This is a genomic window from Paenibacillus sp. FSL R10-2796 (genome assembly GCF_037965315.1).
Taxonomy (GTDB): Bacteria; Bacillota; Bacilli; order Paenibacillales; family Paenibacillaceae; genus Paenibacillus_AQ; species Paenibacillus_AQ odorifer.
The window spans coordinates 104,927-126,884 of the sequence record NZ_CP150178.1; the positions used below are offsets into that span (position 1 = coordinate 104,927).

21 protein-coding genes and 2 riboswitches are annotated in these 21,958 nt (G+C 45.2%); of the genes, 8 read left to right on the top strand and 13 right to left on the bottom strand.

All coding sequences use genetic code 11. The features are described from left to right. Window positions 1–27: 27 nt before the first annotated feature. Together NST58_RS00490 and tadA are read right to left on the bottom strand one after the other, a co-directional pair. Window positions 28–597, bottom strand: coding sequence for a GNAT family protein (locus tag NST58_RS00490; protein WP_076187218.1), 570 nt, complete (start codon window positions 595–597; stop codon window positions 28–30). Further along, a complete protein-coding gene (gene tadA / locus NST58_RS00495; RefSeq protein ID WP_076130386.1) occupies window positions 598–1,119 on the bottom strand; it encodes a tRNA adenosine(34) deaminase TadA in 522 nt (173 codons plus the stop codon). 304 nt (window positions 1,120–1,423) lie between these two features. Between tadA and NST58_RS00500 the strand changes: the two genes are divergently transcribed. Together NST58_RS00500 and rluF are read left to right on the top strand one after the other, a co-directional pair. Next, entirely contained in the window at window positions 1,424–3,751 is a 2,328-nt protein-coding gene (locus NST58_RS00500) for a sensor histidine kinase (protein WP_248549731.1), read from the top strand. Next, window positions 3,741–4,442 carry a 23S rRNA pseudouridine(2604) synthase RluF gene (gene rluF / locus NST58_RS00505; RefSeq protein WP_036679985.1) on the top strand — a complete coding sequence of 234 codons (702 nt, stop codon included), beginning with the start codon at window positions 3,741–3,743 and terminating at the stop codon, window positions 4,440–4,442. The genes NST58_RS00500 and rluF overlap by 11 nt, the downstream gene beginning before the upstream one ends. A 112-nt stretch (window positions 4,443–4,554) precedes the next feature. Here rluF and motB read toward each other — a convergent pair whose 3' ends face one another. Together motB and motA are read right to left on the bottom strand one after the other, a co-directional pair. Then, window positions 4,555–5,370 (bottom strand): flagellar motor protein MotB, encoded by an 816-nt coding sequence (gene motB, locus NST58_RS00510; RefSeq protein WP_076130384.1) that lies wholly within the window; start codon window positions 5,368–5,370, stop codon window positions 4,555–4,557. Beyond that, window positions 5,354–6,154, bottom strand: a complete 801-nt coding sequence (gene motA / locus NST58_RS00515) for a flagellar motor stator protein MotA (protein ID WP_036679967.1) — start codon at window positions 6,152–6,154, stop codon at window positions 5,354–5,356. The genes motB and motA overlap by 17 nt, the downstream gene beginning before the upstream one ends. Before the next feature lie 206 nt (window positions 6,155–6,360). On the opposite strand from motA, the gene NST58_RS00520 reads away from it, so the two are divergent. Together NST58_RS00520 and NST58_RS00525 are read left to right on the top strand one after the other, a co-directional pair. Further along, entirely contained in the window at window positions 6,361–6,654 is a 294-nt protein-coding gene (locus NST58_RS00520; protein ID WP_036679966.1) for a hypothetical protein, read from the top strand. A 228-nt stretch (window positions 6,655–6,882) separates the two neighbouring features. Next, window positions 6,883–7,170: a 4a-hydroxytetrahydrobiopterin dehydratase gene (locus NST58_RS00525; protein WP_076130383.1), complete on the top strand. Its 288-nt coding sequence runs from the start codon at window positions 6,883–6,885 to the stop codon at window positions 7,168–7,170. Window positions 7,171–7,251: 81 nt separating this feature from the next. Here the strand turns inward: NST58_RS00525 and NST58_RS00530 are convergent, their stop codons facing one another. The 6 genes from NST58_RS00530 to NST58_RS00555 form a co-directional block, all read right to left on the bottom strand. Continuing rightward, window positions 7,252–7,608, bottom strand: a complete 357-nt coding sequence (locus tag NST58_RS00530; RefSeq protein ID WP_036679962.1) for a cytochrome c — start codon at window positions 7,606–7,608, stop codon at window positions 7,252–7,254. 127 nt (window positions 7,609–7,735) lie between these two features. Then, window positions 7,736–8,221, bottom strand: coding sequence for a GNAT family N-acetyltransferase (locus NST58_RS00535; RefSeq protein WP_076280416.1), 486 nt, complete (start codon window positions 8,219–8,221; stop codon window positions 7,736–7,738). Window positions 8,222–8,410: 189 nt separating this feature from the next. Beyond that, window positions 8,411–8,863, bottom strand: coding sequence for a C40 family peptidase (locus tag NST58_RS00540; protein ID WP_232061490.1), 453 nt, complete (start codon window positions 8,861–8,863; stop codon window positions 8,411–8,413). Between the two features lie 44 nt (window positions 8,864–8,907). After that, a riboswitch (cyclic di-AMP (ydaO/yuaA leader) is annotated at window positions 8,908–9,050 on the bottom strand. 362 nt (window positions 9,051–9,412) lie between these two features. Next, window positions 9,413–9,841 (bottom strand): C40 family peptidase, encoded by a 429-nt coding sequence (locus NST58_RS00545; protein WP_339248746.1) that lies wholly within the window; start codon window positions 9,839–9,841, stop codon window positions 9,413–9,415. Between the two features lie 57 nt (window positions 9,842–9,898). Beyond that, window positions 9,899–10,037, bottom strand: a riboswitch (cyclic di-AMP (ydaO/yuaA leader). Window positions 10,038–10,255: 218 nt separating this feature from the next. Continuing rightward, complete coding sequence (locus NST58_RS00550; protein WP_076280421.1) at window positions 10,256–11,086, bottom strand: hypothetical protein; 831 nt, start codon at window positions 11,084–11,086, stop codon at window positions 10,256–10,258. An 11-nt stretch (window positions 11,087–11,097) separates the two neighbouring features. Continuing rightward, entirely contained in the window at window positions 11,098–13,104 is a 2,007-nt protein-coding gene (locus NST58_RS00555; RefSeq protein WP_076187210.1) for a M1 family metallopeptidase, read from the bottom strand. Window positions 13,105–13,207: 103 nt separating this feature from the next. Here NST58_RS00555 and NST58_RS00560 point away from each other — a divergent pair, with 103 nt between their 5' ends. Further along, window positions 13,208–13,714: a YwhD family protein gene (locus NST58_RS00560; protein WP_036679953.1), complete on the top strand. Its 507-nt coding sequence runs from the start codon at window positions 13,208–13,210 to the stop codon at window positions 13,712–13,714. A gap of 79 nt (window positions 13,715–13,793) precedes the next feature. Here the strand turns inward: NST58_RS00560 and NST58_RS00565 are convergent, their stop codons facing one another. Together NST58_RS00565 and NST58_RS00570 are read right to left on the bottom strand one after the other, a co-directional pair. Further along, window positions 13,794–14,267, bottom strand: a complete 474-nt coding sequence (locus NST58_RS00565) for an AbrB/MazE/SpoVT family DNA-binding domain-containing protein (protein WP_038568063.1) — start codon at window positions 14,265–14,267, stop codon at window positions 13,794–13,796. A 205-nt stretch (window positions 14,268–14,472) separates the two neighbouring features. Continuing rightward, the gene (locus NST58_RS00570; RefSeq protein WP_339245631.1) at window positions 14,473–16,539 is read right to left on the bottom strand and encodes a PBP1A family penicillin-binding protein; all 2,067 of its coding nucleotides are present in this window, start codon (window positions 16,537–16,539) and stop codon (window positions 14,473–14,475) included. Between the two features lie 181 nt (window positions 16,540–16,720). On the opposite strand from NST58_RS00570, the gene NST58_RS00575 reads away from it, so the two are divergent. The 3 genes from NST58_RS00575 (at window position 16,721) to argS (ending at window position 20,651) form a co-directional block, all read left to right on the top strand. Next, the gene (locus NST58_RS00575) at window positions 16,721–17,899 is read left to right on the top strand and encodes a hypothetical protein (RefSeq protein WP_339245634.1); all 1,179 of its coding nucleotides are present in this window, start codon (window positions 16,721–16,723) and stop codon (window positions 17,897–17,899) included. A gap of 626 nt (window positions 17,900–18,525) precedes the next feature. After that, window positions 18,526–18,969, top strand: coding sequence for a DUF1934 domain-containing protein (locus tag NST58_RS00580; RefSeq protein WP_076130378.1), 444 nt, complete (start codon window positions 18,526–18,528; stop codon window positions 18,967–18,969). Then, window positions 18,966–20,651, top strand: coding sequence for an arginine--tRNA ligase (gene argS / locus NST58_RS00585; protein WP_036679944.1), 1,686 nt, complete (start codon window positions 18,966–18,968; stop codon window positions 20,649–20,651). Before NST58_RS00580 ends, argS begins: the two co-directional genes overlap by 4 nt. A gap of 128 nt (window positions 20,652–20,779) precedes the next feature. On the opposite strand, the gene NST58_RS00590 is transcribed toward argS, so the two are convergent. Continuing rightward, window positions 20,780–21,946 carry a S8 family peptidase gene (locus NST58_RS00590; protein WP_036679942.1) on the bottom strand — a complete coding sequence of 389 codons (1,167 nt, stop codon included), beginning with the start codon at window positions 21,944–21,946 and terminating at the stop codon, window positions 20,780–20,782. Window positions 21,947–21,958 lie beyond the last annotated feature (12 nt).

Consider the following 21,958-nt stretch of genomic DNA (forward strand, 5'->3'; position numbering starts at 1 on the left):
CACTGATTCCTGCGACAATGCAGAATCCTATTTCTGTTCCTCTGTCAGCACATCTTCAGTTAAGATTGCGTAGGTTTGGTGATCCTGCCACTGTCCATTTATTTTAAGATACTGACGGGCAACCCCTTCAGGTTTAAACCCACTCTTCTCCAGGACTCTTCGGGAAGCTTCATTATGCAATAAAATAGCTGCCTGAACTCTATGTAGACCTAAGGCTCGGAAAGCATAGCCAAGGACTAATCCGACCGCTGCTGTCATATAACCTTGTCCTTGCATCCGATGATCCATTAAATATCCTAAATCAGCATATTGTGCTACACCTCGTGAGACGTTGGACAATGTGATCTGACCGATTAGCTGTCCATCCAGCAGATAAATGCCGAACATATAAGCTCTGTCCTGTAGGGCGTCCTCAATACGCTGATTGATGATCTGTTGCTGACTCTCCAGGGTAAAGAAGTGCTCATCACGTTTTGGCTCAAACGGTTCGTGGGTTACCCGGTTATTTAAACGAAGCTCCAGCAGGCTCTGTGCATCCTTAAGCTCAAGTGGAGAAATATAGATCCCTTGAGAGGTATGATATAGAGTAAGGGTCATTTAGGAGTCCTCCTTTTGTTTAATTGGCTTTTTACGTAAACGGCGAAAGAAGGAGGTGAGTAGATCTGCACATTCTTCTTGTAAAACATCCTGTATTACCTCAGTTCTATGATTAAATCGCGGCTCTTCAAGCAAGTTCATGAGGGTCCCGGCACATCCAGCTTTAGGGTCAGGCGTTCCATATACCGTGAGAGGCACTCTGGACTGCACTATTGCTCCTGCACACATCGGACAAGGTTCTAGGGTGACGTACAGCTGGCAATCCAGCAGACGCCAAGAATTCATGACATTGCTGGCCTCGCGAATGGCTACCATCTCTGCATGGGCTGTCGAATCCATTGTCGTTTCTCGTAAATTGTATCCACGTCCTATAATTTCACCATGTCGAACAATGACAGCGCCAATAGGAACCTCACCTAATGCCTCAGCTTTACGTGCTTCTGCGATCGCCTGCCTCATCCAATATTCATGAACCGCTTGTATATCTTCTGGCGATTCATTGGCTTTAATATTCAAGATCATCTTCCCTTCTTCTGTAACCATTGTACAACGAACAAATATTCGTTCTTAACAAAATGTGCATAACTCTGTGGATAACAGCCTACTTATACACATTTTTGTACACATCGGACTTTAATAATTTGTTTATATGTGCATAAGATGTGGATGGTTTCTTATATATTGTAGAGAAACACCTTTTGAATTTCAATATTTCGTGAATTAATAGGCTTGTTTTAAATGTCCTTTTCAAATGAGGGGGCAAAAGGTATGATGTTTATTATAGGCTCCGCAAGGATTTACCAGTGGATAAGAGGTGAATAACAGTTTGTCCATAAAGACAAAACTATCTGCTATTATTTTTGGAGCGGTACTGCTAATTTTAGCATTGAACCTGACATTTAACCTTTATGCCGCTCAGAATAATCTAAGAAATGAAAACGTAAATAATATGCAGATCACCGCTATGCAAATGGCTGTTTCTGTAGAACAAAGTAACTATAGCTCTAACTATGTAGAATATCAAATTGCGCATAACTTAAGAATGGCTGCCATTTTTGCCTCTAAGGAATTGGGTCCGGATTATAAGAATATAACCAACGCTCAACTAAAGGCTCTAACTTCCAAGTTGGGCGTGTCTAATATTTCAATTCTGGTAAAGACTGATAATGATATCGTGGTGACAAGGGCATCAAATCCTATTGATATTGGAATGTCCACTCAAGGTTGGGGGTACTGGTACCTTGCCCTTTTGGAGTTATTTGATAATCAGGAAGTCACTGTGGGGCAAGGTCAGGCATTGGATCATTTTTGGTCAGGCCCATTTGAATATTCAACCTACAATCCCGATTTCATTGAGAAGTGGGGTTATTATCATGATGAAGCAAGCAACTACATCATTAATCCTGTTATTCTCAATACTGCGGCTAGTGAATATGTCAAAATCACCAATCCCGATCAAATTGTAGAGCGAACCAAAGAAGTTAATCCTGGGATTTTAGAGCTTACAGGATTTAATCCAACAACATTTGGTTTAGCGAGTATGGCGGGCGATGGAAGCGATGCATTTAAAAAGAAACTTGGCAACCGCCCAATTAAGTTCGGTACCTATACTTATGGTAATGTGGAGCAAGATAAAGCGGCCATTCTATTAGCTCAGCAGAAGCAGAAGCCAGTTACACTGGAGACGAGAGTACATGGGAAAAGAGTACTCAAAAGCTTCATTCCTATCCAGACTGCTAAAATGGAACCTTATGTAATCGGTGTAGTTTTGGATTATTCTGTGATTTCATCCGTAGTTCATGAACAATTAACCAATTATTTGACTACGTCTCTGTTGTTGCTGGCATTATTTTTGCTATGTAGTTACATACTTTCAGGTTTTGTTACCCGTCCAATTCAGGCTATACTTGCTAAAGTCAATGATGTAGCGCGAGGTAAGTTCGAACCTCCATTAAGCGTAACCTCTCGTGATGAGCTAGGTCAATTAGCCTTGCGGATTAACGCTATGACTTCTCATCTTATGCAACGCACCAATCGTCTTAAGCAGACGCTGGAAGAGAACCGGGCGGTTAAGGAGCATTTGGAATCCGTAATTAACGGTACGTCGGATGCGATTCATACGTTGGATATGGAGGGACGAATCACTAGCACTAACAGAGCCTTTGAGGAGCTGTACGGATGGAGTGCAACAGAAGTGATAGGCAATATGCCATATCTTGTACCCGCGACAGCGCTTAAGCAAGAGGAAGAGCGGCTTGACGCGTTAAGAAATGGTGCAGTTCTGCCGCCGATCGAGACAGTGAGACTTAAACGGGACGGATCATTAGTTGAAGTTAGCGTTAGTACCTCGATAATTCGAGATGAAGAGGGTTATCCCCATTCCTTTATTCACGTTTCTCGTGATATGACGGAACGCAATCGAATGGAGGAGCTGCTTAGACGCTCTGAGAAACTAACTACAGTCGGCCAATTGGCCGCAGGAGTAGCTCATGAGATTCGTAATCCTCTTACCACATTAAAAGGATTTCTACAGCTTCAACAGGAGAAGGAGCTCTTGGTTCCGCTTCATATAGAGCTGATGTTATCCGAGCTGGAGCGGATTAATCTTATCGTCAGTGAATTTTTAATTCTGGCTAAGCCACAAGCCGTTCATTTTCAGGAGAAAGATCTTCGCTACATATTAGGTGATGTAGTTTCTCTATTGGATAGTCTGGCTCATCTACATGATATTCAATTTAGTACGAAATTCTCTGAACAACCTGCTACTGTACATTGTGAAGAGAACCAGCTGAAGCAGGTATTTATTAATATTGTTAAAAATGCAATTGAGGCTATGCCCGAGGGTGGCGTCATTTCGATGGAACTTTGGAACTCTGTGGATTGCGTCTTTATTGTAATTAAAGATCAGGGTGAAGGGATTCCAGAGGACGTGCTGCCTAAGCTGGGTGAACCGTTCTTCACGAATAAGGAATCGGGGACTGGTCTTGGGTTAATGATTAGCCAGCGTATTATTCAGGCTCATAAGGGTCATTTGGAAATACAAAGTGAAGTTGGCCGGGGGACAACCGTTATGATTAAGCTGCCTGCAGCTGGAGGGGTTACACCTTGGCTCAACATTAAGGATGAACGGAGTGAAGAACAACGTGAGAATTAATAAATTCATCAGTGAGACAGGGTACTGTTCACGCCGAGAAGCAGACAAGCTTGTGGATGCCGGCAGAGTTACGATCAACGGAGAGCCTGCTGTGCTGGGCAGTCAGGCTGTTCCGGGCGATGATGTGCGAATAGATGGTATAGCGCTTGAAACCTCGAGCCAGACGGTCTACATTGCTCTAAACAAGCCGGTTGGGATTACATCAACCACAGAACAGCATATCAAGGGGAATATTGTCGATTTTGTAGGTCATCATGAGCGTATATTCCCGATTGGTCGTCTCGATAAGGATTCGGAAGGATTAATCTTGCTTACTAATGATGGTGATATCGTTAATAAAATTTTGCGGGCGGAAGGCCGGCATGAAAAAGAATATGTGGTTACCGTGGACAGACCCATTACGCCTTCATTTATTACCGGCATGTCGAGCGGTGTGAAAATATTAGGTGAGAAGACGCTGCCCTGTGAGGTCACGCGTATTACGGAGCGTGTCTTCCGTATTATTTTGACAGAGGGCAAAAATCGCCAGATTCGTCGTATGTGCAGCGCTTTTGGCTATGAGGTTCGAAAGCTGCAACGCATTCGGATTATGAATATTCGCCTGGGGGCATTGCAAACGGGAGAATGGCGGGAGCTGTCTGCTGATGAGAAGAAAGAGCTTGGAGCTACGCTGAACTACGAATTACTGTAGGAATGTTATTACAATGTTACAGGTCCATATAGAATGTAGTACTCGCAACAAAAAAGAGCTGTCCGGGGTCTAAGACCTTTGGACAGCTCTTTTTATTACCTTACGACATCACTTATTCAGCAGAGGGAACAATCCCTGTAAACTCTTTGGATTCTTGATATTTGCGAATAATGGAAACCTCTACCCGGCGATTCTTGCTTCGACCGGTAGCTGTGTCATTATCCGAAATAGGATGATACTCGCCGTATCCAATCGCACTAAATTTGCGCGGATTTAGATTCGTGTTCTGCAGCAAAATCTTCATAAACTGAAGTGCCCGATCCGCACTCAGATCCCAGTTGGATGAATAGTTGCTATTAGAAATTGGAATATCGTCGGTGTGCCCTTGCACTACTACATCATAATCCGGGAATTGCTGCAGCATCGTTGAGATGGATTTAGCTAATTGCCGCGAATCATCCTTAACAATGGCTTGGCCAGAGGCGAACAATGCGTTATCACTGATCGTAATCATTAGCTGAGATTGATTAAGCTTCGTACTGAGCAGATCAGTTAGACCGTTGCTCTTAATATATTGATCGAATTGTTTCTTAAGCTTCTCTAAATCCTCTTGTTCCTTTTGTCGTAGCTTTGCCATTTCTGCTTCTTCAGCTTTCTTGGAGGTAGAGCTACCCATCTTATCATTTTTCCCCAGATCTTCTTGAGTTTTACTAGGCATTGCTGCCCGCTCTTCAAGAATACCTGTACCGCCATTAAGTGCGGAACTGAAGGCTTGACTCATCTCTTCAAATTTCTTGGCATCCGTTGCGCTCATAGAATACATAACGATGAACAGAGCCACCAGAAGAGTCATGAGGTCGGAATAAGGTAACAGCCACGATTCATCGGCATGTTCTTCATGCTCTTCGTGTCTAGTCTTTTTGCTCACCTGATCCACCGTCCTTCTCATTTAACTTAACGCGTTGCGAAGGTGTTAGGAATACAGCAAGCTTCTGATTGATGGCAATAGTAGATACACCGGACTGTATGGACAAAAGACCTTCGACCATCATCATTCGAACTTCGATTTCTTGTTTGGAGAGACGTTTCAGTTTATTAGCAATAGGATGCCATAATACGTAACCTGTAAAGATACCAAGCAAAGTGGCGATGAAGGCAGCCCCGATTGCCGCAGCCAATTTGTTCATATCACTCATATCAGCCAGAGCGGCGATGAGGCCGATAACCGCCCCGAGCACCCCAAGGGTAGGAGCATACATACCTGCCTGTGAGAAAATGAGCGCTCCTGCTTTATGTCTATCCTCTGTGGCGTGGATATCCTCCATGAGGACATCGCGGACAAAATCCTGATCATTTCCATCAATGATCATCCGCATGCCATTCCTGAGGAAGTTATCTTCTATTTCATCGACCTTTGATTCTAGAGCCAACAGACCTTCACGCCGTGTGATAGAAGCCCATTCCATGAACATAGTGATTAATTCGGGTTTACTGATTAATTTCTTTTTGATAAAAATCATTTTGAACAGACTTGGAATCTTTTTGACCTCGTTGAAAGGAAAGGCCATGAAAATAGACGCTGCCGTACCCACCAAGATAATAACGTAAGCAGCAGGTGTGGCCAAAGCATGAAGTGGAGCGTGCTTGAGGATCATGCCCCAGATTACAGCAACCAAACCAAAAATTAAACCAATTATTGTTGAAATTTCCATTTTGCACCTCGTCCGTGAGATTTAAGATGTGTTCCGACAATGCCGCGTATATCATCCTTGAAACAGCGGCAGGGCACTCTGTGCGAAACCGAATTAACGTATATTCTTATTTATCGACATCATTCGGTTTTTTGTGAAGTCATTTTTTCGGCTATAATGGATAAGGTAAGTAATTATTCATCTGTGAAGAAAACGGAGTGATATACGTGGGTGTAAAGCATGGTAGAGATTACGGTGAAATTCTAACAGATTTGACCGAAGCCGTCGGACGAATTTCCGATGGATATTTATTTTTTGAGATGGATCCGGACGAGTGGCAGGAACTACCCCAAGAATCAAAGCTGGAGGTATGGGAAGCATTGGCTGAGGATCTTTTCTTCGCGCTGGGTAATGAACCTATGATTGAAGTGGGGAGCGGCGTAATTATTTACGATAAGGACACGCATCGCATTAATATTTTAGTTGGCGAAGAGGATTTGGCTTCAGTGGTTTTGATTTAGGCAGAGGAGACGTCTGGACGTAATTTGCCCGTAGTTAGTAGCCCGTGTTAAAATTGATAAAGCCGAGTTATAATCGCTGGGATTTGTGAATACATTAAATCGAAAATATCGCCTTTATCCTGGCACATCCCTTGGACCTCAGAAGCTAAGGGATGTTTTGTTTAACGCCTAAGTCATGTAAAGGGAACTGCGCACTTTACTGCAATTTTTTGTAAGGGAGGAAACGAATTGTTATTTACGGAAGAGGAACTGCGTGAGGAGATCACCAAGCTGGAGGGATGGAAGCTGGATAATAATGTTATGGTGCGAAAATATATGTTCAGCCAATATATGAAGGGCATTGCGTTCGTTGATGAAGTAGCCACGATTTCAGAAGCCTTCGATCATCATCCACATATTACGATTGATTATAAAACAGTTACCCTGCGACTTGAATCTAATGAAGAAGATGGGATTACGGCTCTAGATCTTCGAGCGGCGCATGAATTTAATGAAGCCTTTGAAAAAAATCATTAGTTTAGCCAAAATCATAAAATAAACGCCCGTGCATAGATAGTCACCTATCTCATACACGGGCGTTTTTAGTTGCTTGATGGGTTACTTTTTCTCTGAGAGCCAGAGTGCGACGTTGGCGATCTCTTCAGGGGCTAGCTTCTCTTTAAAGGAAGGCATTTGACCACGTCCTTTGGTGACGATGCTGTAGATTTCCTCAGCGTCATGCTGGCCGCCTTCATTCTGAAGACTTGGTCCAACTCCACCTTGAAGCTGATCGCCGTGACAGGTGATACAGCTGGCTTTCACGGTTGCTTCTGCCTTTGCTGCGTCCAGTTGAACTACCGGCATCGTGGGCTTATTTTCTTCCGCTACCTCTTCTTTACCCGGAAGTGTAAACATGAGTACTACCGCAAAGGCACAGGCGGCAAAAAACAAACCGCTCATGATCCATTTCTGCATCCCAATTCGTCCCTTCTATGTAAGCTGCTCCCTACATTATAGCTTATGGTGAAGCGTTATCATAGGGTTTGTGACAAAAAAATGAACGAGAATACAATCATTCTTATGAAATATCTGGTATTTAATATCATTTGTCATAGACCATGCAATAAAAAGGTTTGTCTCCTGTAGGTGTGCGGCGTTCATACGTATCTGTAATCGTAAATCCACATTTTTGATAAGTTCGAATGGCGCGTTGGTTCCAGGTCAGGACTTCTAGATCTATCTCTCGATCAGGATAACGACTCAAGGCTGTCTGGACGATGGCATCTACGAATAGTTTGCCTAAACCATGGCCGCATAGATCGGGGCGCATCCCAACTCCTAAACGGACGACTCCTTCCATCGGGAACAACTGTGCGAATCCGCACAAAACCTCTTGTTCATTTAATATGGAGATATATTGTTCCTCCCGGAGCTGCGGATCACCAAACTCGATGCCAAGAGCCTGCATCTGCTCCCACGGCATCCAGCCATAAATATTATATGGGGGCGTATAGCTCCACTTACAAATAGCTTCTCCGTGAATTGCCTCCATAGGAACAACATGAAAAGTTACCGAGGGATTTATCATAAAGTCAACGATCTCCTTTCACGAGGACATTGCTATATTACTAATTATATACAAAATGGGGGAGGTTCGACTCAGAAACTTTATATGAGAGGAATGTTTTACAAATTATGAGAGGGGTAAATAAGTAATAAGACAAAAAAACAAGCTCTCCTCCAAGAGTTACCTTGGAAAAGAGCCTATGTACGTTACTTATTGCACATCATCATTGTCTTCCGATTCAGCAGCAACCGATTGATAAGCGTCTGTGCTCATAATGCGCTTGGCACCAACGTAGCGTTTCACGTAGTAGCTATCACTCAGAGAGCTAATCGTAACACCGCGTGAGGTAGAAGCGTGTGCGAACTTACCTTCACCGACATAAATGCCGACATGTGAGACACCTTTGCCACTTGTATTGAAGAATACAAGATCTCCGGCTCTTATATCATCACGGGAGATTGCTGTGCCCATTTGATATTGGGAACCTGATTGGTGTGGAAGGTTAATGCCAATCTTATCAAACACATACATTGTAAATCCGGAGCAATCAAATCCGTTAGTGGATATACCGCCGGATACGTATTTAGTACCGATGGCCTTGTCAATCACTTTATCCATTTTGGAATCTGCGAAAGCGCTTCCTGCTCCGATGGTGAGGATGATGGAAAAGCTTAGTACTGCTGCTGCTAACTTCTTCTTCAAAAGTGTATACCCCTTCCAAATGCCTACGAGGTTAGCTTAAGGGTTCGGTTGAAGGTCCCCTATGACCCCTCTATATAATGGAGGTCAATTCACCCAAAGTTGGTTCCCCCGTTTTCCTAATAGTTAGGAAACTCGGCTCATACTGTTGATTAGGATTAGCTTGTAATCAATACATGACAAAACCTTTGTAAATAACAACTTAATGATTACAAAAATGTTACTAAAATCTCACTGCGCTAATTGTAACAAACAGAAAGCCGCTTGGCAATCGTTTTTAACATATTAATGCAGAAAAATTGGCATTTTTACGGTAGAAAGGCATATGTAAGCGTTAATAATGACCTAATTTTTAATATAATTGCAATTTTTATCAAATAAACGTGTTTCAATTGGGCTCTATTAGTGTAAAAATATATTATGGAAAAAAGAAAAACCCGAATTTGATTACGGGAATAATCAGATTCAGGTTCATATAGTTGTAATTATGAGGTTATAGTTGTGAGGAAGGTTTCAATCGAAGGCTACAGCTTGATAAGCTGAAGTACTCATTACTCTTTTAGCGCCAACATAACGATTGGCCCAGTAGGTCTGACTGAGTGAAGTGATGGTCACTCCACGCGAAGAGGACGATTGTGCGAATTTTCCGTTTCCAACATAAATGCCGACATGGGATACTCCATTGCCAAGTGTGTTAAAGAACACTAGATCACCAGAACGCAGATTGCTTTTGGATACAGCAGTTCCAACGCTATATTGAGCTTTTGATGTACGAGGTAAAGTAAGACCCACATTCTTGAATACATATTTTGTAAATCCAGAGCAATCAAATCCGGCAGTGCTTGTACCTCCGGTTTTATAGGCAACTCCAATAGTCTTTGAGATTACAGTGTCCATCTTAGAGTCGGCAAAGGCGCTTCCTCCACCAATAGATAATGCCATTACAAGTCCTAGCGCCGCAGCGACGCATTTTTTTCTTAAATTATGTCTTTTCAAAAGATGTACTCCTTCCAAGGCCTGCGAGGTTAGCTTAAGGGTTCGGTAGAAGATTCCCTATGATCCCTGTAAAGCGAGATCAATTCACCCAAAATATGGTTCCCCCACTTCCCGGTGCAAAGGAATTAGGCGTGTTAAGCACCAAGAGAATGACGTTTCGACAGTTACACTTACGATAAATACATTTAGTTATGTAGGAATCGTTTCAATTGATTACAAAATTGTTACTAATAGCACAGGACTTATTGTAACAGAGCTTTTATGATTTTGCAAATACTCTTAAGTTATCCGTAATGAGAAAAAGTCCCAGCTCCTGAATACAGGAATTGGGACCTTTTTATTATGTCAAATAAGGTTAATTTATTGTGGAAATGCTTTGCTACGCCATAGATGATATTGTGCAGAGATTCCCCACATTTTTAAGAGCGTAGAAGGTAGTGGTGAGATTTGCCGTATTATAAGTGCCGGCAGGCCGGGACAGAACAGACCCGTCAGTCCGCACACTAGCAGTAAGAGCAAGCCTCCCGCACCAAGTACAATGGAAACACCTATAGCAGGAATCAGTGACCGCAAGCAGATGAACAGTGAGGAGAACATTCCTGTACCGCCGGTGTAACCAAACTGCATATATAGAAGAAACAGGCGCACGATAAAAATATATATAAGCCATGCCAATACGTATGGTACTAAATGAAGTAACAAAGTGTAGTTAAACAAAGAGGATAAGAACAGCCCGTACATTTTTGGAGCAAGCCAGTAAAGCGGCAGCAGGGTCAGCACCCATTCGATTAGGCTAAAGACTAAGACAGGTAGTCCATAGATCTTCATGCCGGGGAAAAAGAACAGCCCGCGCTCGCCCTTTCGCTCCTGGTGCAGCTCATGCAGCAATCCTGCCCTTATGAAAGGAGAAAGCAGAAGTCGCAAGACAACAAGTCCTAGAAGCATCCATAACCAAGTGCGTATCGCAGGGTCAGTATTCAAGCTGAACTGTCCCTCGATATAATACAACAGTCTGCCCATACCGCTGCCGCCGGCGTCTTTATCTGGATAGCGCAGTAGAATTGGAATAATAGCAGATCGGATGAAACCATACATAAAGTAGCCCCAGAGCAGTCGGTAGATGAAGAGCAGAATTAAAATATAAAATTGCTCCTTCATGCTTTGCCAGCCGCGGGTTATCGATGTTCTCACAATCATTCACCTCACCAGACAAGAGTTCCGAGCACGGTTTCAAGTAGTTTAGTTACACTTAACGTCCAGCGAGAGAGCGTCTTGGGCTCTATTTCCGCCAGCCTAAAGTTGTTTAAATGTTTGCTCTCCAATAAGATGGAATGCTCAGGGTCAATCTCAGCAGAGAGAAGAGGCTTATCGCTTAACAATTGAAACGTAGTCTCTGCTCCTTCACCGTTCCAGACCCGCTGCACCGAAGAGCTGTCGGCGAATGTGAATTTCACGGGAACATCAACGTAATGGCTCCCTTTATTTGAAATCTTCACTAATGATTCGTAGCTTTGAGCATCGCCGCTGTTATTTTTTTTAAAAGTAATCGTATCTACTGAGAAGTCAGGCGCACCATCACCATAAATGTAATCATCGAAATAGGCCTGCCATGATTTTTTGGTTACCTTCTCAACGACTTTCTGAAAATCTGACGTAGCGGGATGCTGGAAACGGAACTTACGAGCGTAGGAGGACATGATGTTGTTCATTGCTTTGGTACCTACCTGGCGTTCGATATCTTTAAGTACAAGCTTGCCGCGGATATAAACATTTCGGCTATAGGAATCCGCCCCTGCATATTTCCACGTTTCCAGATTTAACGGCTCAGGTATAGTCACCAGGCTGGCCTGTAAAGGCAAATTAGACTTGATACCGTATTCTTGTTCCATAAGTCTGTCTTCGGCATAGGAAGTAAAGCTTTCATCCAGCCAAGCCTCTTCGAATTCATTACTGGCTACCATACCGTAGAAGTATTGATGGCCGATCTCATGAATGACGGTTCTTTCAAGTGAGGTATCTGGAGAAGAATCTGCGGCCCCAAAGGCTGTAATAAGTGTAGGATATTCCATTCCTCCAGCGCCGTTTCCCTCCTTAGGTGGGACGATAATAGACAGCGTAGAGTAGGGATAAGGGCCATACCATTTGCTGAAGTAGGTCAGGGCAGCCTTGGCAGCTTGAAGGTAACGCTCTTGTAAGTCTTTGTGCAGTGGGTCGAGATACACCTTAATTCGTACTCCAGGCACTTCCGGCGTAGAGAAAGCTTCCTCTGCTACTGTAAAATCAGGGGATGCAGCCCAAGCGAAGTCGTGGACATCATCGGCGTAGAACTGATATATTTTTTGATCTTGTTTGAGCTTGGCATTTTTTACAGGAAATCCGGTCGCAGCCACCGTATAGTTGGAAGGAACGGCAATCGTTACATTAAAGATGCCAAAATCACTGTAAAACTCAGAGGTCCCGTGATACTGATGCAGGTCCCAGCCTTCTTCTTTAACTCCGCGTGTGCCCTTAGGCTCGTATACACTAAGCTTAGGGAACCATTGCCCAGCCATAACGAAGTTACCTGAAGCACCCATGCGAGCAAAGATTTTGGGCAGCTGGACTTCATACTGAAGCTTAAGTGTTACACTTTCCCCACCATTAACAGGCTGAGGAAGATGTACCTTTAGAAGCGTCTTATCGTTGATATTGCCGTCATCAGGTTGAACATATTGCACTCTTTGCATTAGCGAAGTTCCCTCTGTCGTGCGCAGATCGGTCAGCGTCATATTTCCGAAGCCGTTCTCAGGCATGCTGTCGCCTCTGAGCGTCCCCCCGGATTCCTTCATAAAGGTGGTATCTGATGAGGCGAATGCATTTGGATACATGTGAAAATATAAATCACTTACTGGCTTTACTCCGGGGTGTGTCCAGGTTACTGTCTCAGAAGCTTTTAAGGTTTCTGTGTCAGGAACAAGCTGGACATCAATGTGATACTCGACTACCCGCTGGCTTAAAGCCTCCTCTGCCGGGACGGGTGCGCTCTCAGGCAATACCTGCTGTGGTACGGCTGCAGGCGCTGTGCCGCTGGAGGACTTGGCCTCTTTTGAAGCAAAGCTAGTAACAGAAGCTGTTGAGCTATCCCCTGAAAAGGCCCATATTCCTCCTCCCAGCAGCGCGAGGATGGCCAGGGTCGCAAAGATGATGTACTTTAATGACAGTGACTTCATAGTGTGATTCCTCCCGTGACAAGCATCTACGGGATGTATATGTTTGCAATCGCCGCATTATTAGCTAAAATTAAATTATTCGTAAGAGGAAGGGTGTGCACTCGTGGACAACATACAGCCGGAGGGCAAGAAACAGATTGCCTTAAATATTGTGAACGCTAAAAGTAAACATAAAGGCTTTGGAGCAGGCTCTATAGATCTCAACAACGTTTCACCTGTCATTATTGATGGTGATGTGGCGGTTATTGATATCGGTGCCATGCATGCCAAGAGCAAGGTGGAAAAAGGAATTAAATTTTCCATGAATCGTGAAGATGTACCGAATGGAAGACAGGTTTGGGTGGTATGGGTAGCGGTAGACCGTACATTGGAAGCTCAATTTTATGGTGGAATCACAGCCTGTGAAATGTGGATTGATACAGAAGCGCGCCGCGGATGGAAAATTCTTGCCGAGCATGTCAATAAGCTGGATGCAGCTCTTAAACGCAAGATCGATGTGGCAGGGCTTGGAGCCATTGAGAAGTCGGCGCTCAAATCCCTTCTGATCTCTCATAATGAAGCATGGTGGAATGCATCCTCAGATGAGCTTAAAGCTGCACTGACTGAATAGTATAGGAGCCTCCAGAAGGGTTATCCGATATAAAAAAAGCTTCGACCTCCGGAAATAGGAGCGTCGAAGCTTTTTTAATTTATGATTTGCTTGTGCTGCTAAGCTTGCGTTTGAGCTGACTCACTCTGGCTTGGCTAATCCCGAGGATTTCTGCAAGTTCTTTTTGGTTGGCATAGGGATGATCTTCAATAGCTTGTTCCAGACGTTGGCACATTTCCTCTGTCTTCGACTTTCGGATGCTGGTGTTGTGCTCTGGTGCCTCAACAACAAAATCCTCACGTGACTCTGGCAATTGAGACATGCGTTCAGGATCGACAATTTCTTTTAGACAGCTGCTACAAATAAACTGCTCTTTATAGTAGGTGACATGGTCGTGGCTTCTGCAAAATGTACACTCTGTCGAGGTGTACTTCCTAAGGACGATGATTTTTTCGTCTAAAACAAAAAATTCGATAGGATCACCAATGTCGATATTACGCGTCATACGGATTTCTGCGGGAACCACAATTCTCCCAAGACTGTCTAAACTCCGGATCATGCCTGTATCCTTCATCCCATGTCCCTCATTTACATCATTATATTTTGGTTTCTAATAACTATTATAGCAGTAATTGTGAGTTAAGAGAATGGGGTAAGCATAATAAATAAAACGGTTACATCCCTTATGCGACAAGTGATATTTGAATTTAGAAATCCTGTTGTTACTACAATATATGACTTATAAAAAAAGAAAAACCCCTTCAATATAAATGAAGAGGCTAATTCAACCACCAGCGTTTAATGTTCTTCCATAGGGAACGATTCTCTTCAGCAGGATCTACCTTGCTTTGTGTGTCATCGACAGCAGGAGCGGCCCCAGTTCCATGCAATTCGCAGTATTCGGTGGGCTCAGTTCCGCTAATAAAGGTTTCCAGTTCTTTGTCGGGACATGCTGCTGTAGCAAGTTTACCGGATTGCGGATTGACGTATACGCTGACCACTCCATCTGGAATGGGGAATATTTTTGGAGGGACATTTTCAAGCGCTTTTTCAGTAAATTGGGCGAAAATGGGAGCTGCACGCCGTCCGTCGGTAGTTGCGATGTCGCGCCCCTTGTCGTATCCAACCCAGACTGCCGTGGATAGCTCCGGGGTGAAACCTACCATCCAGCCATCTGTATCCGTAGTACCAGTCTTGCCGGCTACCGGACGTTTGATTATGGAAGCCACACGATTGCCCGTCCCCCCAGTCTCGAATACCCCCTCCATTAAACGAGTCAGTACATAGGCAGCTGAAGGTTCTACGACGGTTACTCCTTTGGGTTGAGGTGCTTCATACAGGACTATGCCATTTGAATCGGTTATTTTTAGAATGGCTGTGGTCGGCATTTTCTGACCGCTGTTTCCAATTACAGCAAAAGCCGCAGCCATTTCAAGCGGACTGATCGGTGAAGTGCCTAGTGCCAGCGAAGGTACGCTTTGAAGTGGACTGTCAATGCCCATTTTCGCAGCCATTTCGCTCACTTTATCCGCGCCGATCTTCATAATTGTATTAACAGCATAGATATTGTCCGATGCTGCGATAGCTTGCCGCATATTAATTTCACCCAGATACTTATCCCCAAAGTTTCGGGGCTGATACGTTTTGCGGTTGTTATCATAATGAAACATCGTTGGCTGACTATTGAAGACCGAAAGTCCTGTCATCTCTTTGGAAGAGAGTGCGGCCAAATACATAATCGGCTTAAAGGAAGAACCCGGCTGGCGTGTGGTGGCCAAAGCATGATTGTACTGGTTGGTACGATAATTTTTTCCGCCGACCATTGCTTTGATGTAACCGGTGCGAGGATCGATGGATACAAGCGCAGTCTCCAGATCACTAGTTTGATCCATCTCTTTATCAACGGCATTTTCTGCGGCATGCTGCATGTCAGGGTCAAGGGTGGTATAGACATTTAGTCCGCCTTGCTCCAGCTCATCATTACTGATGTGGAGCGATTCTATAGCCAAATTGCGGATATAATCCCGGAAATAAGGCGCAGCTACAAGCGTATCCTTTTGTCCTTGCGGCTTGAAGTTTAAGTTCTCTTGGACAGCTTGTCCGGCTTCTTCCTGAGTGATATTACCTAAATTCGCCATGACGGTCAGGATGATTCTCTGGCGCTTTTTAGCATTGTCCATGTGGTTGTATGGTGAATAATAGGTAGGTCCCTTTGGAATTCCAGCCAGCATGGTACTCTCTGCCAGGTCTAAATCAGCTGCAGATTTACCAAAATACATCCGTGAGGCTGCTTCAATGCCGTAAGCACCGTGGCCATAATAGATATTATTTAAATACATGTTCAGGATTTCATCTTTGCTGTATTTCATCTCCAGCTGCATCGTATAGACAGCTTCTTTAACCTTGCGCGTCCACGTTTTTTCATGGGATAGGTAGAGGTTACGTGCGAGCTGTTGAGTTAGCGTACTAGCACCCTGCGACCGGTTCCCCTCTTCCAGATTGACAAGAACAGCTCGTGCCATCCCTTTCAGATCAAATCCGGAATGCTCATAAAATTTACGATCCTCGACTGCTAGTGTAGCTTCAATGAGCAGGGGAGAAATTTGACTTAATTTGACGGGTTCACGGCTGCGGCCGTCTGAGGTAAAGGTGGCAAGAACATTGCCCCGGGAGTCAAACAGCTTGGAGCGCACATCATCGCTAATCGGTGGAAGATCTTTTTGATATAGATAACCGAGCAGAGCTCCGGTGGTTAATACAAATAATATGATCAAGGCTGCCAGCAGCCGAAATAAACGCCGGAAGCGGCTTTTTCGTTTCGGTGGATTCGTTGATTCGCGTGTCATGGCACCAGACTCCTTTCTTTCATATTATGGGGAAGGATCTGGAAGGATATTCATTAGGGATATGGAGGGTAACAAATTGTTTCTATTTTGTGATTGTTTAAGGTAGATAGGGTATCCTCTCTGGCGGTATAACAGAGTAGGGATTGTGAGTAAGGGTATATACATATTAGGAGGTGTCATCATGAAATGGACGAAAAGGATTCATAAGACGACAATAACCGCCCTCTCGGCGACGCTTATTATGGTTTCAGGCTGGAGTGCACCTGTAACTTCTGTACATGCTGCACCAGCACCAGCGACTTGCGGCACGGGAGATCACGGCTTGCTACAGGCCCTGCAAAACAAGCATTCAGGCGATGTATCCACACCGCTTAGCTTTTCTGATGTTCAGTTTTTGAATGGGAATATTGGACGGGCAGCAGGTAATGGATTTATGATTGGTACCTCTGACGGAGGTTGCCATTTTCAAGAGATCTATCAAGGCCAATGGAGCTTCAAACAATTCGATTTTCCCGATAATGTACATGGCTTTGCTCTTGCTTCTGTAGAGGAGGGGCAGGCTCAATATTTAATTGGTACCTCTAACGGTGGCTCGGAGTGGAAGAGACTTTCGAACAATGCCGTCAGCTTTGAAAGAATAAATTTTATCGATAGTAAGAAAGGTTTTGCTTATGAGAGAGCCGCCACGTTTTACACCAAAGACGGGGGGCTGAGCTGGAGTAAAATTTCCATCCCACCCAATACACGAGGCGCTTATTTTAGTGACCGGAATACCGGCTGGGCGGTTGTAATCGTGCCGGGAAGCGGATATCGGGTAATGAAGACCACAGATGGAGGGGGAACTTGGAGCCTTTCACTGAAGGCGGCTTTTGCCGAGCCCGAGTTTGGACAAATCTCCGCTAAGGGAGATCAGGTCGCTGTAGTGCTCTATGGCGGTACGGGGATGAGTCAGACCTCTTACTCGCTGTATGAAAGTGCGAACAGGGGGAAAAGTTGGAATCGTGTGATCGCTCAGGAAACTGCCGGCGGCGGACCTGCACCAGGCAGTGGCAAGGCTGAATTCAATAAAGGGCCAGCCGCTGGCAAACCCGGGAACCTGCAGCTTGTGGGAAACAGCACATCTTTTTTAGTGGGATTTTCTCCAGCAGCAGAGAAAGTGGCAGTTGGACGCTCTTATAACGGCGGTAAGCAATGGACTAATCTTCCGGAGCTCGCTGGTTATGACGGGGTAATCTCCTTCACTAGTAATAAAGAGGGCTGGCTCGCCATCCGTGAGCTTGATTACTCTTCCTTGTATGTGACCAAAGACGGCGGAGCTTCATGGGAACGCAGGTTTTCTTTAAAAGTGATGACCCAATAATTCTCTTCAATAAAAAAATATAAGGGTCCGAAGTATTGTAAACATCGCAAATAGACAGCAGAGCAGCGATTCTCCGGATACTTGGAGAATCGCTGCTCTGTATTTTTTATCCTTGGTTGCTTGCTTGAATAGTACCCTTATCAGTGGCCTTATCAGATCCCTCATCCTCGGAGGGGTACGGACCCAGTTGACGTTATTTGCAAATTTTCGGCCTTTGGGATAGGGTTTCGGACTCCAGTAACACTATTGCCTAGAAAGAGGTTCAAATGGGTTGCTTTTTATGCCAATAGCGACTAAGGGGTCCGTTATCACACCGAATATGGAATCATACTGCGTTTAAGGTCATCTATGTCCGATAGGTGCTTGGTAGGTGCAAATATAATCGAAGTAAATGATATACATAGAGAATGGACGTTCAAAGTGTGCTTTTAATCATCAATATGGTAATATTTTATGTGCTTATGAAGATATGCTTGATTCTGTATTGAAATGCTTCTTTGAACTGGATTATAGTGTACAATGGGAAAGCGAAATAGGCCTTTGATTAATATAAAAATGTTTAAGCTTTGCCATTAGACGTTTTTCTTATGCAGAATGCAGAGGCTTGCAGAATGGAGGAACGTGTGATGCCTGAAATACAGTCTGACAAATATGATGTCTCTATTACGCTCGTGAGCCTTCAAGATGGGCAGCGAAATGTTATGGAAGCGAATGGAGAAGTAACATCCAAGGGACCGCATCTATATATTCAATATGAAGAATTAGAGCAGGGTCCTCGCGGAGAGGAAGTTTCTGTTCGTACAACGATAAAGATTGCAGGCAATCAACTGAAGCTAATCCGCCATGGCGGGATTCAGTCGGAGCAGAGCTTTGAAGCTGGACGGCGTCTGCCAGGATTCTACCGCTCGCGATATACGCAGTTCAATCTTTCTACGGAAACGAACAAGCTGGAAGTTGTGCGCGAAGGGCGTTCTTTAACGGTTGCCTGGGAATATGATTTGTACGTTTACGAGGAATTGACAGGAAAGTTCGCTATTAGTTTGCATATACAGGAGGAACCGAAATTATGACACATAGTAAGAATCCGTTAGAGCTTGTAAATGAACGGGTAAAAGAAGCCATCGCCGATGCGATTGTGAATGCTGGGCTGGTTGCACCGGAAGAGGTTCCGGATATTGTACTTGAAGTACCAAGAGATAAGGCGCATGGTGATTTGGCTACGAACGCTGCTATGCAGCTGACCAAAATTGCTAAACGTAATCCACGCCAGATTGCTGAAGCTATTATTGAGCATTTGGATACGAGCCGAGCTTCTATTGAGAAAGCGGAGATTGCAGGACCAGGCTTTATTAACTTTACCCTGTCTAAGAATTACTTGTACCCAATCATCAGCCTTGTTGCTGAGCAGGGGGATGACTATGGCCGTATTAATCTGGGTCAAGGTCAGAAGGTTGAAATGGAGTTCGTCAGTGCCAATCCAACGGGTAGCCTACATTTAGGGCATGCCCGTGGTGCTGCTGTCGGTGATGCGCTGTGTAATGTGCTTGATTATGCAGGTTATGAAGTGACCCGGGAATATTATATTAATGATGCCGGTAACCAAGTGGCTAATCTGTGTAAATCCATTGAAACCAGATACCTTCAGGAGCTGGGACAAGAGGCAGAAATGCCGGAAGATGGTTACCATGGTGAGGATATTAAGGGTTTTGCGAAGGAGCTTGTGGCAGAAAAGGGCGATACCTTGCTCGAGATGAGCCCTAGTGAGCGCGCTGCTTTTTTCCGGACCTATGGACTTAATAAAGAGTTGGATAAAATCAAACGTGATCTAGGTCTTTTCCGTGTAAACTTCGATATCTGGTTCAGTGAAACCTCGCTGTATGAGAACGGAGAAGTACTGCGCTCGCTGGACGAGCTCCGTGATCGTGGAGAAGTGTATGAGCAAGATGGGGCAACCTGGCTGCAAACGACAAAATACGGGGATGATAAAGACCGTGTCTTGATCAAAAATGATGGCACATATACCTACCTTACCCCGGATATTGCTTATCACAGCGATAAGTATGGCCGCGGTTACGATAAAATGATTAACATTTGGGGCGCTGATCACCATGGTTATATTCCGCGGATGAAGGCGGCAATGTCAGCACTTGGCAATGATCCTGAGAAGTTAGTGGTTCTGATTGCTCAGATGGTCAGCCTGTTCCAGAATGGTGAAAAGGTCAAAATGTCCAAACGTACCGGCAAAGCGGTTACGATGGAAGATTTGATGGAGGAAGTAGGAATCGATGCGATTCGTTATTTCTTCACCATGCGCAGCATGGATTCTCATCTTGATTTCGATATGGATTTGGCGATCTCTACTTCTAATGAAAATCCTGTATTCTATGTTCAATATGCGCATGCGCGTATTTGCAGTATTTTCCGTCAGGCAGAGGAGCAAGGGATTTCTATCCCTGATTACGCGGAAATTGACTTCTCCAAGCTGACAGCAGTGCATGAATATGACCTGCTGCGCAAAATTGGTGAGCTCCCGGCAGAAATCGCTGTTGCGGCTGAAGGTTATGCTCCACATCGCCTCATCCGTTATGTATATGAGCTGGCTGCGATGTTCCACAGTTATTACAAAGCTGAACGTGTAATTACTGAGGATGCTGCTCAAACCGTGGCGCGTCTTGCTCTGCTGGGCGCAACACGTACTACTATTGCCAATGTACTGCGTCTTGTCGGAGTTTCTGCACCGGATCGCATGTAAATCAACAGCAAACGACAAAAAATCCGCCTTCCGGTTTCCTGGGGGGCGGATTTTTCTTTGCTGCCGTTCTTCGCACCGGCATCAGCTGCGCTAACGTCAGAGTGACCCACCCGGTGCCCGGGCGGGGTCTACACGTTCGCGGAGACCGAACGCTTCGCCCTTACTCCTGCTCTCAGCAGGCGTAGGGCATCGGCAGAGCCGCCGCCTAGGGATGCGCGGCGCTGCCCCTTACGCAGCCGCACCGGGGACGCGGTGCGGCGCAAGAGCAGCTTCAGCTCCCTTGGCGTGAGGCCCGGTCGCAGTGCGAGCAGCAGTGCGGCGGCTCCCGTGACATGCGAGGTCGCCATGGAGGTGCCGCTCATTTCTTTGTAGCCCTCCTTCAGCCAGCAGGAGGGCACGCCTTCGCCGGGCGCGTATACATCGATATATGAACCGCGATTGCTGAAGCCGGCAACCCGGTGTCTTTTATCGATGGCGCCCACGGCTATCGTCTCGGGATAACGTGCGGGATAGTCCCCGCCACGTTTGCCGTCATTCCCAGAGGAGGCAATGACGGCGATTCCGGCCCGATACGCTTTTATAACCACATTGTGGAGCGCCTTGCTTCTAGTCTTCATTCCAAAGCTCATATTAATGACGTCGATTCGGTTCTGGACACACCAATCAATACCTAGCACAATATCGGATACATAGGCTGATCCACTATGATCAAAAGCCTTGACTGGATATAGCAGCGCTCGCGGCGCCACTCCCATCATTCCGCGATTCCCCCCTGCTGCCGCTAAGGTTCCGGCGATATGAGTTCCGTGCCCATTATCATCCAGCGGCAGCATTCCGCGGTGTAGTAGGTTGACTCCAGTGGCTAATGAATGCTTCAGATCGGGATGACGGTAATCCGCGCCGGTGTCAATGACGCCGATTTTGACGTGAACTCCGGTTGATTTAGACCATGCCTGAGGAGCATGAATCGCTTTCACCCCCCATGGGAGCGCTGCGATTCCGCTTTTTTCGTTAGCTATGGAATGGATTTGGATTTGCAGATCGTCCTCGACATTTAGAAGGTCTGCAAATCGGTTCATCAGCTTTCCGGCGGCAGCGGGCACGAAGAAGGCCCGAATCAGCGGAGATACCTGTACTTGCCGCAGCTCGGGCTGCTTTGCTTTTAGAGCCTTCCATTGTGAGAAAGCTCCGGCATACTGGCGGGGATCGTTGAAGGTAAGAATACGCCGCTCACCATTTTTGGGGGCAACCGATATTTCTTCAAGAAGCATGTTCCAAAATTTGTAATAGTCCATAGGTTTCGCTGT

Excerpts from the sequence above, each read along its gene's own strand:
- NST58_RS00575 (WP_339245634.1), top strand. The coding sequence starts at position 16,721 with ATGAAATGGACGAAAAGGATTCATAAGACGACAATAACCGCCCTCTCG.
- NST58_RS00490 (WP_076187218.1), bottom strand. The coding sequence starts at position 597 with ATGACCCTTACTCTATATCATACCTCTCAAGGGATCTATATTTCTCCA.
- NST58_RS00580 (WP_076130378.1), top strand. The coding sequence starts at position 18,526 with ATGCCTGAAATACAGTCTGACAAATATGATGTCTCTATTACGCTCGTG.
- tadA (WP_076130386.1), bottom strand. The coding sequence starts at position 1,119 with ATGATCTTGAATATTAAAGCCAATGAATCGCCAGAAGATATACAAGCG.
- NST58_RS00565 (WP_038568063.1), bottom strand. The coding sequence starts at position 14,267 with ATGAAGGATACAGGCATGATCCGGAGTTTAGACAGTCTTGGGAGAATT.
- NST58_RS00545 (WP_339248746.1), bottom strand. The coding sequence starts at position 9,841 with ATGGCATTATCTATTGGTGGAGGAAGCGCCTTTGCCGACTCTAAGATG.
- NST58_RS00570 (WP_339245631.1), bottom strand. The coding sequence starts at position 16,539 with ATGACACGCGAATCAACGAATCCACCGAAACGAAAAAGCCGCTTCCGG.
- NST58_RS00590 (WP_036679942.1), bottom strand. The coding sequence starts at position 21,946 with ATGGACTATTACAAATTTTGGAACATGCTTCTTGAAGAAATATCGGTT.
- motA (WP_036679967.1), bottom strand. The coding sequence starts at position 6,154 with ATGGAAATTTCAACAATAATTGGTTTAATTTTTGGTTTGGTTGCTGTA.
- NST58_RS00555 (WP_076187210.1), bottom strand. The coding sequence starts at position 13,104 with ATGAAGTCACTGTCATTAAAGTACATCATCTTTGCGACCCTGGCCATC.
- argS (WP_036679944.1), top strand. The coding sequence starts at position 18,966 with ATGACACATAGTAAGAATCCGTTAGAGCTTGTAAATGAACGGGTAAAA.
- NST58_RS00530 (WP_036679962.1), bottom strand. The coding sequence starts at position 7,608 with ATGCAGAAATGGATCATGAGCGGTTTGTTTTTTGCCGCCTGTGCCTTT.
- NST58_RS00535 (WP_076280416.1), bottom strand. The coding sequence starts at position 8,221 with ATGATAAATCCCTCGGTAACTTTTCATGTTGTTCCTATGGAGGCAATT.